This is a genomic window from Streptomyces sp. NPDC059247 (assembly GCF_042754005.1).
Lineage (GTDB): Bacteria > Actinomycetota > Actinomycetes > Streptomycetales > Streptomycetaceae > Streptomyces.
In genome coordinates, this window is record NZ_JBHYZW010000001.1 from 719893 (window position 1) to 735611 (window position 15719).

The following is a 15719-nucleotide window of genomic DNA, read 5'->3' on the forward strand; positions in this document are numbered from 1 at the left end:
GGCCGAGCACCGGCCCGGGGCCTCCGTGGTCAGCACCGGCGGTGCCACCACGCGAGGTCCGGGTCCGCCGTGGGCTCGTGGTGCGTCCGGGCGAGCAGCGCCGAGTCCAGACGCTCCACCCGGCCCCGGAGTTCCGCGGCGGCTCTCGGCGGCAGCAGGAGCAGTACGTCCGCCAGCTTGTCCCGGGCCCATCCCTCGCCGCAGCAGGAGCAGGTGAATTCGGCCTCCCACCGCTTCCGCCGGCGCCGGGAGCCATGGACGCGCACCGACCACACGCTCAGCGCCACCGAGACGGCACCCGGGAAGAACCGCTCCCGTTCGAGCGCCCGGACGGCGGCGTTCGCCGCTCCCGACAGACCCGGGACGTCGCGATACCGCACCCAGGGCTGTCCCCCGTGGCGCCGTCGCGGTCGAAGCGAAGCCGGTGCCCTACGCGGCACGGCCCCTTCGCGTGGAGATCATGGCCGGAATGCTCTCACGGTCCGGGCCCGCCGGGGACTTCACCGTGGCGCGAGGCCCGGGAGGATCGCGGTTGCCGGACTCCTCGAACCGGCCCGGCCGACGGACTCGTGTGCGAAGTGTCCGGCGTTGTAGCCTGGAGAACAGCCCTTGACCTGTAAATCGCAGGCAGGGAGCCTACTCTGTGGAGTTTTTCCATGCTTAGAACCCTCTTCAAGTCGAAGATTCATCGGGCGACCGTGACCCAGGCCGATCTGCACTACGTCGGATCGGTCACCGTCGACGCCGAGCTGATGGAAGCGGCGGATCTGCTGCCCGGTGAACTGGTGCACATCGTCGACATCGACAACGGTGCCCGCCTGGAGACGTACGTCATCGAGGGCGAACGCGGCTCCGGGATCATCGGGATCAACGGCGCCGCCGCCCATCTGGTCCACCCCGGCGACCTCGTCATCCTGATCAGCTACGCGCAGGTCGAGGACGCGGAGGCGCGCTCCTTCGTTCCGCGCGTCGTGCACGTCGACGCCGACAACCGCATCGTGGAACTCGGGACCGACGCCTCCGCGCCCGTCCCCGGGAGCGACACGGTGCGCGGTCCGGGCGCCGTGCCCGCGCGGTAGCCCGTCACCGTACGAGCAGAGGGAGCAGCGCATGGGCGAGCTGAAGATCGTCGACGACCGGTCGTCCGGACGTCTGGCGGCGTTCGAGGGGGAGACCCCCGTCGGCGCCGTCGTCTACTTCGCCCTCGCCGCCGCACCCCACGCGCTCGTCGCCGTGCACACGGTCGTCGAGCGGGCGCACGAGGGGAAGGGGATCGCCGGATCCCTCGTGCGCGAGTTCTACGCGCTCGCCGCCGCCGAAGGCGTTCCCGTGGTGCCGCTCTGTTCGTACGCCGCCGCATGGGCCGAGCGGCACCCCGACGAGGCTCCGGCGGCGCCGCCCGAGGTGGTCCGCGCCGCCCAGCTCCAGCTGGAGGCCAGTCCGGGGCTGTGGTGACCGGCGCCGGTCGCAGCCCGCGCCGCCCCGCCCGCAGGGGGCCCGCCACCCGTAGGGGTCTCCTGCCCGTAAGGGTTCCCCCTCCCCGTGAGGGGTTCCGTCCCGTCGCCCCGCCCCTACGGGTCTCGCCACCCCTCCCGTACGGGCGGACCGGACCCGACCGGACCCCCTCCGTACGGGCCCGGCGGGCGCTCCGGCGTTCCGCGGGTCACCCTGGGAGGGCCGGAACCCGTCGACCTGGAGGACCTCGATGACCCAGCCCTATCCCGACCCGCTGCCGCCCTCGCCCCTCCCGCCGCCGGTGCCCTCGCCCGGCCCGCTGCCCGGCCCGCCCGGACCGGCCCCCGTACCCTCTCCCGAGCCCGTACCCGGACCCGGCGGGCCCGTGCCGGAACCCGAGCCGCAGCCGCAGCCGGGCCCGGCCTGAGGTCCTCCGGTCAACGCCGAGCTGACACAAGAGGGTTGCTCTTCCGCGCATCACTTGTCACCGAACGTGCGCACCCCCTAACTTGGACCGCTGTCGCTGTGTTCAAGGGGGGCCCATGGCCGTACGCGGACGTCATCGCCGCCACCAGCCGAGCCGGATCAACCGCGCCTCGCTCACCGTCACGGCGGGAGGCGCCGGAATGGCGCTGCCGCTGATCGGGGCGGGAGGCGTACAGGCCGCGTCGCTGGACGTCTGGGAGAAGGTCGCGGCCTGCGAGTCGACCTCCCACTGGCAGATCAACACCAACAACGGCTACTTCGGTGGACTCCAGTTCACCCAGTCCACCTGGGAGCGGTACGGCGGCACCCACTACGCCCCGCGCGCCGACCTGGCCTCCAAGGACCAGCAGATCGCGATCGCCGAGCGCGTCCTGAAGGGCCAGGGCCCCGGTGCCTGGCCCGCCTGCGGCGCCCGAGCGGGGCTCGTCCGGGGCGGGGACGCGCCGGACATCAGCCCCGGCGGCTCCGGCGCGAAGCCGTCCGGCGGGAACACGGCGAGGACCACCTCCCTGCCGGGCCAGCGCGCCCTGCCCGAGCGCACCGCGCGGAACGTCGGCCCGACCGCCGTGCCGACCGTCCGCGAGATGTACACGGTGACGCCCGGCGACTCCCTGTCGAAGATCGCCCGCGAGGAGCGCCTCAGGGACGGCTGGAAGGGCCTGTACGACACCAATCGGACCGTCGTCGGCGACGACCCCGACCTGATCTATCCCGGCCAGCGCCTGACCCTGCGCATCGAGGCGCCGAAGAAGCCCGCCGAGCCGGGCCGCGAAACGACCCCGCCGAAGGCGGCCGTCAACACCCCCAAGCCCGGGCTCAAGGGGCCCAAGACCGTCACGAAGCCGCCGCGGGCCACACCGCCGAAGACCCGGCCCGCACCGCAGTCCGGCGTGCCCCGCACCCGTCCGGTGACGGCCCCGTCGGAAGCCCGCACCGACGTGGAACCGGTCGTGAAACCGGTCGCGAAGCCCGTGGCCAAGCCCACCGAGGAGGCCAAGCCCCAGCCGAGGCCGGTCTCCCGGCCGCGCCCGGCGGAGGCGGACGAGGACCGCTACTCCGCCCCCGTCTCCTCCGACATCGGCACCCGCTACGGCAAGCCGGGTTCCTCCTGGTCCAGCGGCTACCACACCGGCGTCGACTTCCCCGTCCCCACCGGCACCTCCGTGAAGGCCGTGTCCGGGGGGCGGATCGTCGCCGCGGGCTGGGGCGGCGCGTACGGCTACCAGATCGTCCTGCGCCACGACGACGGCCGCTACAGCCAGTACGCCCACCTCTCCGCGCTCACCGTCCGCGAGGGCCAGCGGGTCACCCCGGGGCAGCGGATCGGCCGCTCAGGATCGACCGGCAACAGTTCGGGACCGCACCTCCACTTCGAGGTCCGGACGGGTCCCGGGTACGGCTCCGACATCGACCCCCTGGCCTACCTCAGGGCCCGCGGCGTCACCTTCTGACGCCGAGGACCCGGAGGACCCGGAAGAGCCTGAGGACCCCCGGGATCCGGAGGGGCCCGAAGGCTCCGACGACCCCGGGGCCTTCCGGTCCGGTGCCGTCCCGGCCGGGGACGGCACCCCCGCCGCGGGGGGCGCCATCCGGTCCAGGGTCAGCTCTACCAGACCCCCGGCCGCCACCGCGCCGCAGATCAGCGCCGCCACCGTACCGGCGGCGCCGTAGCGGAAGCTCTCGCCGAACAGGGTCAGGCCCACGGTGGCGGCGACCACCGGGTTGACGACGGTGACGGTCGCCAGCGGTGCGGCGAGACCGGCACCCCGGTAGGAGGCCTGGGAGAGCAGCAGCCCGGTCACGGCCAGCGTCGAGAGCACGAGGAGCCCCGTCCACTCGGCGAGCGGCGCCCCCGGCGTCCAGCCCTCGGCCACCGACTTCGTGAAGACGGAGGCGATGCCGAAGGAGACGCCCGCCGCCGTGGCGAGCACGACGCTGCGGAGCACCGACCGGCCGATCAGGTGCGCGACCGCGAACAGGACGCCCACCAGGCCGAAGGCGGAGAGCGCGAGCAGCCACCGGTCCCCGTCGGCCAGGGCCCTGCCCCCGGCGCCGCTCGCGAGGCTCAGGAGTCCCGCCAGGCCCGCCGTGGCCATGACGGCACCCCGCCACGCCCGCCGCCCCGCCCCCCGGCCGACGAACAGCGCCGCCATGGGCAGCGCGAACACGATCGTGAGCGCCCCCAGCGGCTGCACCAGACTGAGCGGCCCGTACGCGAGCGCCGCGACGTGCAGGGTCGCGCCGAAGCCGTTGAGCAGGACGGACCCCCACCAGGCCCGGCTGCGCAGCGGCGCGTAGCGCGGACCGGCGGCGGAGGCCGCGACCCGCTCCTGCACGATCGCCGCGCCCGCGTAGGCGACCGCGGAGACCAGGGCCAGGAGGACGGACAGCAGGAGGGGACTCATACCTTCCACGATCTCTCCGACCGGCCGATCGCGTCGTCGTCCCAGGGGACGTCTTCACCGCTACCGCCGACGTAGTACCCGGCCCCGCCGTACGCCCTGGGATGTATGCCCGTGCAGGTCAGAATGGTTGTAAAGGGTCTTTTCGTGTACTGCCGGGGGTGCGGGGCGGCCGATACGGTGGAGGGAGAAAAAAACCGGAATCCGGCGGAAGGCCGACACCGGGAGTGCCACGAGCACCGGTCGGCGCGACGGTCGGACAGGGCCGGTCGGACAGGACCAGGGGGAGTCACGGGTGGATCTCGTCGAGAGCGGATCGGTGGGCGGTTTCTTCGCGTTGCGGACCGCGCCGCCGGAGACCGGCGGTGCCCACCGCACGCTCGCCCGTCTCTACGCCGGGGAGGACGGGCCCCTCCACGCGCGCGTGGACCGGGTCGCCGCCCGGCTCGGCGCCCCCGAGCGGCGCGTCGGCGCCTCCGTCGCGCACCTCGGACTCGCGGCCAGGCTCTGGTCCACCGCGCTCGGACCGGCTGCCCTCCACGGCGCCTTCCCCGACCTCGATCCCGCCGCACTGCACTGGGACGGGGCGCTGACCTCGCCCGACGACCTGTGGTGGGACGGTTCCGCGACCCGCCCCGCGACCGTGGCCGAGCTGCGCACGGCCGTCCAGGAGGCGCACCTGGTTCCGCTGCACGCGGCCTTCGCCCGCGACGGACGTGTCTCCCCGCGCCTGCTGTGGGGCAACGCGGGCTCCGCCCTCGCCGGCGCGCTGCGCGAGCTGACCTGCTGGGCCCTCGCCCACGGCCGCCCGGAGGCCGCCGAGCGGGCCGCGGCGCTGGTCTCCGGCCTCCTGGAGCACCCCGACCTCGCGGGCACGGTCCGGGGCCCCCGGCTGCGCCGCGCGAGCTGCTGCCTCTACTACCGCTGCCCGGGCGGCGCCCTGTGCGGCGACTGTGTCTTCGACCACCCTCCCCGTACGGGTTTGGAGGCGCGGCCCCCCGCTCCGTAAAGTTGTTCCTTCGAGAGCCCACGACCGGCGACGTACGAGCGAACGAGGAACCCGAAGGCCATGACGGTGACCGAAGAAACCCAGGACTACGGGCCGGGCGTCGACCCCGAGCGCCTGGCCGTCTGCCTCAGCGTCCTCGACGAACTCGACAAGCTGGAGGTCGACCACCCGGACGCGATCCGGGTCCGGCGCGCCACCGCGGGCATCTACCGGACGGTGAAGCAGCGCCGCCGCCAGGAGCGCAGGGCCGCCAAGACCGCCAACGACAAGGCGGTCACCGAGGCCACGGCGACCGGCTCCGCGCAGCGCATCGACGACGAGACCGAGGGTCTGCTGCCCTCCTCCGTGACGGAGGAGGGCCGGATCGCCGGGATACTCCAGCGTCCCCGCTCCTGCTACGTCTGCAAGACGCGGTTCGTCGAGGTCGACTACTTCTACCACCAGCTCTGCCAGCCGTGCGCGGCCGAGAACCGGGCCAGGCGCGAAGCCCGCGCCGACCTCACCGGCAAGCGTGCCCTGCTGACCGGTGGCCGGGCGAAGATCGGCATGTACATCGCGCTGCGGCTGCTGCGCGACGGCGCCCACACCACGATCACCACCCGCTTCCCGAAGGACGCCATCCGCCGTTTCAAGGCGATGGAGGACTCCGCCGAGTGGATCCACCGCCTGGAGGTCGTCGGCATCGACCTGCGGGACCCGGCCCAGGTCGTGGCGCTCGCCGACCGGATGACCGAGGACGGTCCGCTCGACATCCTGGTCAACAACGCGACGCAGACCGTGCGCAGGCTGCCGTCCGCGTACTCCGCGCTCGTCGAGGGGGAGAGCGCGGCGCTGCCGTCCGGTGAGCTGCCCGCCCACCACGTCATCGGCGCCTTCAACTCCGGCGCGGTCGGCGAACTCGTCGGTTCGTCGGAGCTGCCCGTGGGCGTGCGCGACCTGGAGGCCCAGCAGGTCGCCGACCTCGCGCTCGTCGCGGGCAACGCCAGCATCGCCAAGCACCTCGACGGCACCGCCATCGACGCGGGCGGTCTCGTGCCGGACGTCGTCGACAGCAACACCTGGGTGCAGAGCATCGAGCAGATCTCCCCGGTGGAGCTCCTGGAGACCCAGCTCTGCAACTACACGGCGCCGTTCATCCTGATCAGCAAGTTGCGTCCGCTGATGGCCGAGGCCGCGCGGAAGGCCGAGAGCGGGCGTTCCTACGTCGTGAACGTCTCCGCCATGGAAGGCGTCTTCAGCCGTGGCTACAAGGGCGCCGGGCACCCGAACACCAACGCGGCCAAGGCCGCGATGAACATGGTGACGCGGACCAGCGGCGAAGAGATGTTCAAGACCGACGGCATCCTCATGACCTCGGTCGACACGGGCTGGATCACCGACGAGCGCCCGCACTTCGACAAGCTGCGGCTGGCCGAGGAGGGGTTCCACGCCCCGCTCGACCTCGTCGACGGCGCGGCCCGGGTGTACGACCCGATCGTGCGCGGCGAGGACGGCGAGGACCTCTACGGGTGCTTCCTGAAGGACTACGCCCCCGCGAACTGGTAGTCCCCGCGAACCGGTGGTCCCCGCGAACCGGTGGTCCCCTCGCACGGGTGGTGCCCGTGTGCTTCCCGAGAGCGTCCCCTCCGCCGGAGGGGGCGCTCTCTCCGGTTTCCTTCACCCGATCGCGTCACAGTTGGCGGCCCGGTAGAGCGCAGCCGCGCTCATTTGGTTACTCTGATGTTCACGGTCGGCCACCGAGGAGACACACCGTCCTCACGGCCTTCCCGGGACCGGCCCTCCACCGAGGCCGCGGTCCCGCCCGACGAACGGCGCCACCGCGACCGACCGGCACTTGTCCCACAGGTACGCGACACGAAGGAGTGCGCGGTGACACCCGAACTGACGAAGCAGGAACCGCGACCGGCCCCGACCAAGGAACGGCCGCGTCGCAACGGAGAGCTGGGGAGCCTGGAGGTCTGGGCCCGCTCGGCCCCGATCAGGCTCGCGGGCTACGAGGACGATCTGGCGGAGCCGCACATCCTGCCCGGCATCGACTGATCCCCTCGCCTCATCCCGGTGCCCCCGGCCGCGTCCGGCCGGGGGCACCGGCGCGCAGCCGGGTCGGCGGCAGGTACTCCCGCACCGGTGTCCGGTGCCACCAGGCGCCGGTCGCGCGCAGTTCCCGCCAGGTCGTGAAGCGGTACCGGTACAGCAGGGCCCGGACGAAGACCGGGGGCCGCCCGGGGAACGGATCGTGGGCGAGCAGCCGCAGGGTGTCCGGGTCGCCGTCGAGCAGCCGTTCCACGAACCGGCCGAACCACGGGCGCGCGTACCCCGGGTCGAGCGCCGCGAACCACATCAGCCAGTCGAGCCGCAGATGGTACGGGGCGAACTGGCGGGGCATCCCGCGCGGATCGCCCGGCTTGCCCCGGAAGCCGTACTCCCGCCACACCGTGCCCTCGTGCGGCGCGGGGTCGTCGGTGCCCTCGACGACGACCTCCTCCCGGACCCGCCCGACGGTGCCGAACGCCCCGTACGTGTTGACCAGGTGGTACGGATCGTACGAACGGTTCATCGCCTGGTGGCGGGAGAGCAGATTGCGCACCGGGCGGTAGCTGCGGACCAGGACGAAAGCGGTCAGGGCGATGACCAGGACCACGTACCAGAGCGGTGGTTCCGGGCGCGGGTGCGGGCCGGTGAGCGCGGAGGCGTCCACGACGGACAGGGCCAGCACCACGGTCAGCCAGTTCAGCCAGGCGAAGTTGCCCGAGAGCACCAGCCACAGCTGGGTGGCGATCATCAGCCCGGCGGCGACCGTCGCCACCGGCTGCGGGGCGAACAGCAGGAACGGCACGACCAGTTGCACGACATGGTTGGCCGCCGCCTCCACCCGGTGCAGCGGGCGCGGCAGACGGTGGAAGAACCAGCTCAGCGGGCCGGGCATCGGCTGCGTCTCGTGGTGGTGGAAGAGACAGGTCAGGTTCCGCCAGCAGCGGTCGCCACGGATCTTGATCAGACCGGCGCCGAACTCCACCCGGAAGAGCAGCCAGCGCAGCAGCAACAGCACGAGGACGGGCGGGCCGATGTCGTCGTTGCCGAGGAACACGGCCAGGAAGCCCGTCTCCAGGAGCAGCGTCTCCCAGCCGAAGGAGTACCAGGTCTGGCCCACGTTCACGATCGACAGGTACAGCGCCCAGAGCACCAGCCAGAGCAGCATCGACACCGGCAGCGGCACCGCGTCCCCGGCGCCCGCCACCAGGGCGAGGGCCAGCCCCGCACCGGACCACGAGACGGCGGCGAAGAGCCGGTCCGAGTAGCGCCAGTGGAACAGTGACGGGGTGTCGCGCGCCCGGGTCCCGCGTACGTACTCCGGCACGGGCAGCATCCCGCGCTCCCCGATCAGCGCCCGGAACTGCAGGGCGGCCGACAGGAACGCCACGCAGTACAGCGCGGCCAGGCCCCGCTGGAAGACGATCCGGCCCAGCCACAGGTCAGGTGCCGTGAACCACTCCATCCCTTCCAGTATCGGCCGGGCATCAGCTTCTGACGAGACGCCGGAGGGTGCGGCCGAGCCGGTCCGCGTACGCCCGCTGGAGCGGTGGGACCAGCGGTCCGGCGAGCCGGGTGTACCAGGTGGCGGGGCGGCTGAAGGCGGTCACGGTGAAACGGACCGTGCCGTCGTCCTCCAGCTCCACGACGAAGGACTCCTCACCGCACTCGGGATGCCCGGTGAGCGTGCCGTACGCGAAGCCGGTGCGCCGGTCCTCGTACGCCGCCCAGATCACCGAGCAGGGGGCGGTGAGCCGGAACGGGCCGAGGCCGACCGACACCTCCACGGCCGTGCCCGGCGCGGCGCGCCCGGCGTCGGCGAGGAGGGACGCGCCGGAGTCGCGGTGCATCCGCCAGGTGGTGACGGCGGTCCCGGCCCGTTCGAAGGCCGCGCGCCCGTGGCCGACGACCGTGGTGCGGCGCAGGTGGCGGTATCCCCCGGGGAGGTCCGCCGGGGCGCGGGTGGCGCCGGTCTCGCCGTAGGTGAGGGCGGGCCGGGGGCGGGACAGACCGCTGAGCAGACGGGTCATGCCGGAAGCTCCGTTCGCGGGCGGGCGGTGGGGGAGGACCGGCCGCCCCCTGCTTGAACGCGTTCAACTGGCAGGGACGAGCGTAGGGGCTTCCTTGAACGTGTTCAAGTCCTTTGCGCGTCCCTCCCCACCCGGTCGGCCGCCCTCCGCTTGCGGCGCACCGGACGCTGCGGCAGACAGGAGGCAACGGCCGGAACCCGGGCCCGGACCCCGGGCAGAAGAAAGCGGGAGACAGACAGGTGCGCTCAGCCCACCGCCGGACGCGGCGAACCCCCACCGCCTCCCCGACTCCGGCCTCCCCGACTCCCGCCTCCCTGACTCCCCTCCCGGCGGACCCCGACGAGCGATCCCGCACGGGGACGGCGGCGCCGCCCGACACCCGCCCCCGCACGGTCCTGAGGGCCTCCGCCGCGCTCGCCGCCGCCCTGCTGCTCACCGGCTGCTCCGCCGCGTGGGAGGGCTCGCGCGGCGGAGCGGAACCCGCCGCCGGCGGGCCCACGGACGTCTTCCTCCAGCCGCTCGCCGCGACGGGCCCCGACCCCTTCACCGCCTCCACCGTCCGCAACGCCGTACGCCCGCCGCCGCCCGGACGCGACTCCGACGACACCGCCCAGCAGGCGCACGAGGTCACCGGATCCACCCCCGGCCTCTACGGCGGCACCCGGTCCGTCGGCAGTTGCGACGTCCCCCGGCAGTCCGCGCTCCTCACCGCCGACCAGGACAAGAAACGCGCCTTCGCCGAAGCCTCCGGCATCCCCGAGAGCAACGTCGAGGGCTGGCTCCGCGGACTCACCCCCGTGGTGCTCCGCGCGGACGTCAGGGTCACCAGCCACGGATACCGCGAGACCCGGCCCCGGCCCTTCCAGTCCGTCCTCCAGGCCGGTACGGCCGTCCTCGTCGACCCCTACGGCGCCCCCCGGGTCCGCTGCGCCGGCGGCAACCCGCTGCGCACCCCCGCCGCCGACCCCTCCGGCATCCACCGGGGCGAACCCTGGGAAGGATTCGACCCCGACCGCGTGATCGTCGTCCGGCCGACCACCTCCGTCGTCACCAGCCTCGTCATCGTGAACGCCACCGACCGGAGCTGGATCGAGCGGCGGACCGGCAGCGACGGCGCCGAGGACCGCACCCCCGACGTGCCCCCGAGCTGCGACCCCGACACGTGCACCCTCACCGGCGACGGCGCACCGGACGGGACGGCACCCGGCACCGGTACGCCCGACCGGACCGCGCCCGGCACACCGGACGCCGCGTCGCCCGGCCGACCCACCGGCCCGGACGCCGACCCGCCGGTCCGGCCCGTCCCGCCCGCACCGTCGGAACCGCTCGGCCCCGACCCCTCGGGAGGCGACGGCACCGGCACCGGACCGGCCCCCGCGAACCCGGAGCCGTACCCCTTCCCCGACCCCGATCAGCACCCCGATCAGCACCCCGACACCCCGCCCGAGCATCCGGACCCCTACGGGGACCCCTTCCCCGACCCCTACGGCGAACCGTCCACCGCACCCGACGGGGAACTGCCGCCCGACCAGGTCTTCCCGGCCGCACCCGTCCCGGACCGGCCCGAGACCTTCCAGGGGTGACACGGATCTCCGTGGTGCGCCCGAGCGGCAGCGCGCCTAGCGTGGCCCCATGAACGCGGGCAACGGGGACGGGGAACCGGCCGGACGGTCCGGCCGCGCGCCCGAGGGGCCGGGGACGGGTTCCGCCGACTCCTCCGGTCCCTCCGGTTCCGCCGACTCCTCCGGTCCCTCCGGTTCCGTCGACTCCTTCGGTTCCGCCGGAATCCTCTCCGCCCACGGCTCCGCCTTCCGCATGGGCGGCTTCGACTGGGACCTCCTCGCCGGGACGATGGCCATGGACGACGCCGCGCTCGACGTCTTCGACATGGATCGCGCGGAGTACGACGGACGCCCCGAATGCCTCGGCCCACGGGTCCAGCCGGACGAGAGCCGCCGCCTCGACACCCTCGTCACGCAGGCGCTCAAGGACGGCAGCGAGCAGTACGGCGCCTACTTCCGCATCCGCCGCCGCGACGGCGGCCAGCAGTGGACCCATACCCAGGGACTGGTGCACCGGGACGCCACCGGCCGTCCCGTGCGCATCGTCGGCGTCGTCCGCGACGCCACCCACGAACTCAGCGAGTCCGCCGCCCGGCTCGGCCTCGACGAGGGCAGACGCCGCCGCGCGGGCGTCGTCGAGGGCACCACCGCCGCCCTGGCGTACGCGCGGACCGTGCAGGACGTCATCGACCTGCTCAACGACTCCCACGCACTCGAACACTTCGGCGCCGCGAGCCTCGTCGTCGGCCTCCTCGAGGCCGGACGCATCACACTGGTCGCCGAGGGACCCGAGGGCTCCTTCGTGCCCGGCACCCGGTTCACCCGGGTGGACGAGCCCTACCCGATGAGCGAGGTCGTCCGTACCCTGCGCCCCCGCTTCATCGAATCGGCCCGGGACTTCGCCGCCTCCTTCCCCGTGCTCTGGCCGCACATCAGCGGGCTCGGCATCACCTCCGCCGCCTACCTCCCGCTCATCGCCCAGGCCAGGCCCATCGGCGCCCTCGGACTGCTCTACAACGACCGGACAGGCTTCAGCGAGGACGAACGGACCCTGCTCGTCGCCCTCGGCAGCAGCATCGCCCAGAGCCTCCAGCGGGCCATGCTCTACGAACAGGAGCACGACCTGGCGGAGGGCCTCCAGCAGGCGATGCTGCCGCGCCGCATCCCCGACCTGCCCGGCGCCCAGACCGCCGTCCGCTACCGCTCCGCCCGCCTCGGCAGGGACATCGGCGGCGACTGGTACGACCTCATCCCCCTGCCCGGCGGACGCGTCGGCGCCGTCATCGGCGACGTCCAGGGGCACGACACCCACGCCGCCGCCGTCATGGGACAGCTGAGGATCGTGCTCCGCGCCTACGCCGCCGAAGGACACCCCCCGGCCACGGTGATGGCCCGTGCCTCCGTCTTCCTCCACGAACTCGACACCGAACGCTTCGCGACCTGCACCTACGCCGAGGCCGACCTCGGCACCGGCGTCGTCCAGGTCGTCCGGGCCGGACACGTCGACCCGCTCGTCCGGGAACCCGACGGCCACTGCCGCCGGATCCCGGTGGAGGGCGGCCTGCCGCTCGGGCTCTCCGCCGAGTTCGACCGGGTCGACTACCCGGTGACCACCCTGGAACTGGACCCCGGCCGGACCCTGATGCTCTACACCGACGGACTGGTGGAGAAGCCCGGCGCCGACCTCGACGAGGGCCTCCAGTGGCTCTCCTCCTTGGTCCTGCGCGGCCCCGCCGACCTCCAGGAACTCGCCGACCACCTGTGTGACGTGGTCGCCGACCGGGGCGGCGACGACGACGTCGCCATCCTGCTGCTGCGCCGCGAGGAGGCGCCCGGGAGCCGGGGCACCGGACGGTTCCGGCAGCACGTGGCCCAGAACGACCCCGAGGCCCTCAGCTCGGCCCGGCACATGATCCGGGCCGCCGTCCGGGCCTGGGGCGCGGAGGACCGCGCCGACGAGATCGAACTCGCCGCCGACGAACTCATGACCAACGCCCTCATGCACACCGACGGCGGCGCGATCCTGACCCTGCGGATCCCGGGCGGTCCCGAACGGCGGATCAGGGTCGAGGTGGAGGACCGTTCCAGCGCCCTGCCGCGCCGCCGGGAGGCGGGGGAGGCCGGGGTGTCCGGCCGTGGACTGCTGCTGGTCGAGCAGATCTCCGACGTCTGGGGCGTCGAGCCCCGGGGCGGCGGCAAGTGCGTGTGGTGCGAGTTCGTACTGGAGGAGGACGGTCCCGGAGAGCCTTGACGGCACAGCACGGCACAGCACAGCACGGCACAGCACAGCACAGCACAGCACAGCACAGCACGGCACGGCACGGCACGGCACGGCTCCGCCTGGCGGGGCTGCCGCGACTCGGACCGGACCCAGCCCTGTGGCCCCGCAGCCGCCCCCCGGTCCTCGTCCTGCTCCCCCCGCCCCCACTGCCATCGCCCCGCCCCGCCCCGTCTCCGTCGCGCGTCCCCGCCGTCCGTACGGCAGGGTGGAGACATGCCCGAACTCCCCGAGGTGGAAGCGCTGCGCGCGTTCCTCGGCACACACCTGGTGGGCAAGGAGATCGCCCGTGTGCTGCCCGTCGCGATCAGCGTCCTGAAGACGTACGACCCGCCCGTGACCGCCGTCGAGGGCGCCGAGGTCACCGGGGTCGGACGGCACGGGAAGTTCCTCGACCTCGGCACCGAGGGCCCCGGGGGCACGCTCCACCTCCTCGTCCACCTCGCCCGCGCGGGCTGGCTCCGCTGGCGGGACCCGCTGCCCTCGGGACCGCCGAAGCCCGGCAAGGGCCCGCTGGCCCTGCGCACCGCGCTCACCGGCGGCGACGGCTTCGACCTCACCGAGATGGGCACGACGAAACGCCTCGCCGTGTACGTGGTCCGCGACCCGGCCGAGGTCCCCGGCGTGGCCCGCCTCGGGCCCGACCCGCTCGCCGAGGGCTTCGGCCCCGAGGAGTTCGCCGCCCTCCTCGCCGGGGAACGGCGCCAGATCAAGGGCGCCCTGCGCGACCAGAGCCTCATCGCGGGCATCGGCAACGCGTACAGCGACGAGATCCTGCACGCCGCGAAGACGTCCCCCTTCAAACCCACCCAGAACCTCACCCCCGAGGAGACGGCCGCCCTGTACACGGCGATGCGGACCACCCTCCTCGACGCCGTCGAACGCTCCCGGGGCGTCGCCGCCGGAAAGCTCAAGGCCGAGAAGAAGAGCGGTCTGCGGGTCCACGGCCGCACCGGCGAACCCTGCCCGGTGTGCGGCGACACCATCCGCGAGGTCTCCTTCAGCGACTCCTCCCTCCAGTACTGCCCCACCTGCCAGACCGGTGGGAAGCTCCTGGCCGACCGGCGCCTGTCCAAGCTCCTGAAATAGACCGGACGCCCCATGAGGGACCGGCGCCGCGGGCCCCGACGGAAGACCCGCCCCGCAGGCCTCGGTGACGTACCGGCCCCGCCCCGCGGGACCACCCACTACACTCCGCCGCATGGTGCGCGTACTGGCCGTCGACGACGAGGAACCCGCCCTCGGGGAACTGCTCTACCTGCTGCGCGCCGACCCCCGGGTCCGCTCCGCCGAGGGCGCGGGCGACGCCACCGCCGCGCTCCGCAGGATCGGCCGCGCCCTGGAGTCCGGGCCGGACGGCGACGAGGCCGTCGACGTCGTCTTCCTCGACATCCACATGCCCGGCCTCACCGGACTCGACGTGGCCCGGCTGCTCGCGGGCTTCGCCCGCCCGCCGCTCGTCGTCTTCGTCACCGCCCACGAGGGATTCGCGCTGACGGCCTTCGACCTGAAGGCCGTCGACTACGTCCTCAAGCCCGTCCGCCGCGAGCGTCTCGCCGAAGCGGTCCGCCGCGTCCACGACCTGGTCCACGCGACCACCGCCCCGGTCACCTCCGCGCCCGAGCAGATCCCCGTCGAACTCGGCGGCGTCACGCGCTTCGTGGCCGTCGAGGACATCGCCTACGCGGAGGCCCACGGCGACTACGCCCGGCTGCACACCGACCACGGCAGCCACCTCGTCCGCATCCCGCTCTCCACCCTGGAGGAGCGGTGGGCCTCCCGGGGCTTCGTCCGCATCCACCGCAGCCACCTCGTCGCCCTCGCCCGGATCGACGAGCTGCGGCTCGACGGCGGCGCCACCTCCGTCCGGATCGGCGGCACCGACCTCCCCGTCAGCCGCCGGCACGCCCGCCCCCTGCGGGACCTGCTGATGCGCCGCGCCGGAGGCTGACCCCGCACCCCTACCGCGCCCGCCCCCACCTGCGTAGACTCCACGCGTCCCCGGGCCCGAGGCCCTCCCTTCCCGTACGGGAGGCCGTCGAGAGATGCCGGAGCGGGCCCCGATGTCCGAGCACCACCCACCGCGCCGCCCCCGCCGCGAGACGGTCACCTACGCCTCCGCCCACGGACCCGGCGCCCCGCCGGGTCCCGCCCGGCGACGCCCGGTCCACCCCCCGGCCCGCTCGGAGATCGACGAACAGACCACCCTCGGCCACACCTACGTCCGGTCCCTGATGCGCAGCCAGCTGCGCGCCGCGCTCACCGCCCTCGGCGCGCTCGTCCTGCTCGTCGGCCCGCTGCCGCTGCTGCTCGCCCTGCCCGCGCCCGAGGCGTTCGTGTGGATCGCCCTCGGCGTCGCCGTCCACCCCGCCGTCTGGGGCATCGCCCACTGGTACGTGCGCCGCGCCGAACGCAACGAGCGCGACTTCACCGGCCTCGTAGAACGATGAGACGGCCGTGCCGGAC

The 15719-nt window shown here is 73.8% G+C and carries 14 protein-coding genes and 1 pseudogene; 11 read left to right on the plus strand and 4 right to left on the minus strand.

Annotated features, from left to right (window positions below; all coding sequences use genetic code 11):
• Nucleotides 1–29 precede the first annotated feature (29 nt).
• Nucleotides 30–380 carry a hypothetical protein gene (locus ACFXGN_RS02965; RefSeq protein WP_384852572.1) on the minus strand — a complete coding sequence of 117 codons (351 nt, stop codon included), beginning with the start codon at nucleotides 378–380 and terminating at the stop codon, nucleotides 30–32.
• Nucleotides 381–656: 276 nt separating this feature from the next.
• On the opposite strand from ACFXGN_RS02965, the gene panD reads away from it, so the two are divergent.
• From panD to ACFXGN_RS02980, 3 genes and pseudogenes are all read left to right on the plus strand, one after another.
• Nucleotides 657–1079: an aspartate 1-decarboxylase gene (panD, locus tag ACFXGN_RS02970; protein ID WP_384852574.1), complete on the plus strand. Its 423-nt coding sequence runs from the start codon at nucleotides 657–659 to the stop codon at nucleotides 1077–1079.
• A pseudogene (locus ACFXGN_RS02975) lies at nucleotides 1069–1455 on the plus strand (GNAT family N-acetyltransferase); the annotation flags it as partial. The gene panD and the pseudogene ACFXGN_RS02975, both read left to right, overlap by 11 nt.
• Nucleotides 1456–1997: 542 nt before the next feature.
• Nucleotides 1998–3392 (plus strand): transglycosylase family protein, encoded by a 1395-nt coding sequence (locus ACFXGN_RS02980; RefSeq protein ID WP_384852576.1) that lies wholly within the window; start codon nucleotides 1998–2000, stop codon nucleotides 3390–3392.
• Here the strand turns inward: ACFXGN_RS02980 and ACFXGN_RS02985 are convergent.
• Nucleotides 3273–4346, minus strand: a complete 1074-nt coding sequence (locus tag ACFXGN_RS02985) for a DMT family transporter (protein WP_384852579.1) — start codon at nucleotides 4344–4346, stop codon at nucleotides 3273–3275. The genes ACFXGN_RS02980 and ACFXGN_RS02985 overlap by 120 nt on opposite strands.
• Nucleotides 4347–4638: 292 nt before the next feature.
• On the opposite strand from ACFXGN_RS02985, the gene ACFXGN_RS02990 reads away from it, so the two are divergent.
• The 3 genes from ACFXGN_RS02990 (at nucleotide 4639) to ACFXGN_RS03000 (ending at nucleotide 7392) form a co-directional block, all read left to right on the plus strand.
• On the plus strand, nucleotides 4639–5352 hold the full coding sequence (locus ACFXGN_RS02990) for an IucA/IucC family C-terminal-domain containing protein (RefSeq protein ID WP_384852582.1): 714 nt from the start codon (nucleotides 4639–4641) through the stop codon (nucleotides 5350–5352).
• Nucleotides 5353–5412: 60 nt separating this feature from the next.
• Nucleotides 5413–6897: an SDR family NAD(P)-dependent oxidoreductase gene (locus ACFXGN_RS02995; RefSeq protein ID WP_384852585.1), complete on the plus strand. Its 1485-nt coding sequence runs from the start codon at nucleotides 5413–5415 to the stop codon at nucleotides 6895–6897.
• A gap of 324 nt (nucleotides 6898–7221) precedes the next feature.
• Nucleotides 7222–7392, plus strand: coding sequence for a hypothetical protein (locus tag ACFXGN_RS03000; RefSeq protein WP_351784680.1), 171 nt, complete (start codon nucleotides 7222–7224; stop codon nucleotides 7390–7392).
• Nucleotides 7393–7402: 10 nt separating this feature from the next.
• On the opposite strand, the gene ACFXGN_RS03005 is transcribed toward ACFXGN_RS03000, so the two are convergent.
• Complete coding sequence (locus ACFXGN_RS03005; RefSeq protein WP_384852588.1) at nucleotides 7403–8848, minus strand: lipase maturation factor family protein; 1446 nt, start codon at nucleotides 8846–8848, stop codon at nucleotides 7403–7405.
• 22 nt (nucleotides 8849–8870) lie between these two features.
• Nucleotides 8871–9413: a DUF1990 family protein gene (locus tag ACFXGN_RS03010; protein WP_384852591.1), complete on the minus strand. Its 543-nt coding sequence runs from the start codon at nucleotides 9411–9413 to the stop codon at nucleotides 8871–8873.
• A 239-nt stretch (nucleotides 9414–9652) separates the two neighbouring features.
• Here ACFXGN_RS03010 and ACFXGN_RS03015 point away from each other — a divergent pair, with 239 nt between their 5' ends.
• The 5 genes from ACFXGN_RS03015 (at nucleotide 9653) to ACFXGN_RS03035 (ending at nucleotide 15703) form a co-directional block, all read left to right on the plus strand.
• Nucleotides 9653–10996, plus strand: coding sequence for a DUF6777 domain-containing protein (locus tag ACFXGN_RS03015; protein WP_384852594.1), 1344 nt, complete (start codon nucleotides 9653–9655; stop codon nucleotides 10994–10996).
• Nucleotides 10997–11228: 232 nt separating this feature from the next.
• The gene (locus tag ACFXGN_RS03020) at nucleotides 11229–13226 is read left to right on the plus strand and encodes a SpoIIE family protein phosphatase (RefSeq protein WP_384853117.1); all 1998 of its coding nucleotides are present in this window, start codon (nucleotides 11229–11231) and stop codon (nucleotides 13224–13226) included.
• A 243-nt stretch (nucleotides 13227–13469) separates the two neighbouring features.
• Nucleotides 13470–14342, plus strand: coding sequence for an Fpg/Nei family DNA glycosylase (locus tag ACFXGN_RS03025; RefSeq protein ID WP_384852597.1), 873 nt, complete (start codon nucleotides 13470–13472; stop codon nucleotides 14340–14342).
• Between the two features lie 112 nt (nucleotides 14343–14454).
• Entirely contained in the window at nucleotides 14455–15204 is a 750-nt protein-coding gene (locus ACFXGN_RS03030) for a LytR/AlgR family response regulator transcription factor (protein WP_384852600.1), read from the plus strand.
• A gap of 112 nt (nucleotides 15205–15316) precedes the next feature.
• Nucleotides 15317–15703, plus strand: a complete 387-nt coding sequence (locus ACFXGN_RS03035; protein ID WP_384852603.1) for a hypothetical protein — start codon at nucleotides 15317–15319, stop codon at nucleotides 15701–15703.
• The last annotated feature ends 16 nt before the right edge of the window (nucleotides 15704–15719 follow it).

What these genes read in the sequence shown, in the direction of transcription:
- panD (WP_384852574.1), top strand. Translation starts at nt 657, where the DNA reads ATGCTTAGAACCCTCTTCAAGTCGAAGATTCATCGGGCGACCGTGACC.
- ACFXGN_RS02980 (WP_384852576.1), top strand. Translation starts at nt 1,998, where the DNA reads ATGGCCGTACGCGGACGTCATCGCCGCCACCAGCCGAGCCGGATCAAC.
- ACFXGN_RS02985 (WP_384852579.1), bottom strand. Translation starts at nt 4,346, where the DNA reads ATGAGTCCCCTCCTGCTGTCCGTCCTCCTGGCCCTGGTCTCCGCGGTC.
- ACFXGN_RS02995 (WP_384852585.1), top strand. Translation starts at nt 5,413, where the DNA reads ATGACGGTGACCGAAGAAACCCAGGACTACGGGCCGGGCGTCGACCCC.
- ACFXGN_RS03005 (WP_384852588.1), bottom strand. Translation starts at nt 8,848, where the DNA reads ATGGAGTGGTTCACGGCACCTGACCTGTGGCTGGGCCGGATCGTCTTC.
- ACFXGN_RS03010 (WP_384852591.1), bottom strand. Translation starts at nt 9,413, where the DNA reads ATGACCCGTCTGCTCAGCGGTCTGTCCCGCCCCCGGCCCGCCCTCACC.
- ACFXGN_RS03020 (WP_384853117.1), top strand. Translation starts at nt 11,229, where the DNA reads ATGGGCGGCTTCGACTGGGACCTCCTCGCCGGGACGATGGCCATGGAC.
- ACFXGN_RS03025 (WP_384852597.1), top strand. Translation starts at nt 13,470, where the DNA reads ATGCCCGAACTCCCCGAGGTGGAAGCGCTGCGCGCGTTCCTCGGCACA.
- ACFXGN_RS03030 (WP_384852600.1), top strand. Translation starts at nt 14,455, where the DNA reads ATGGTGCGCGTACTGGCCGTCGACGACGAGGAACCCGCCCTCGGGGAA.
- ACFXGN_RS03035 (WP_384852603.1), top strand. Translation starts at nt 15,317, where the DNA reads ATGTCCGAGCACCACCCACCGCGCCGCCCCCGCCGCGAGACGGTCACC.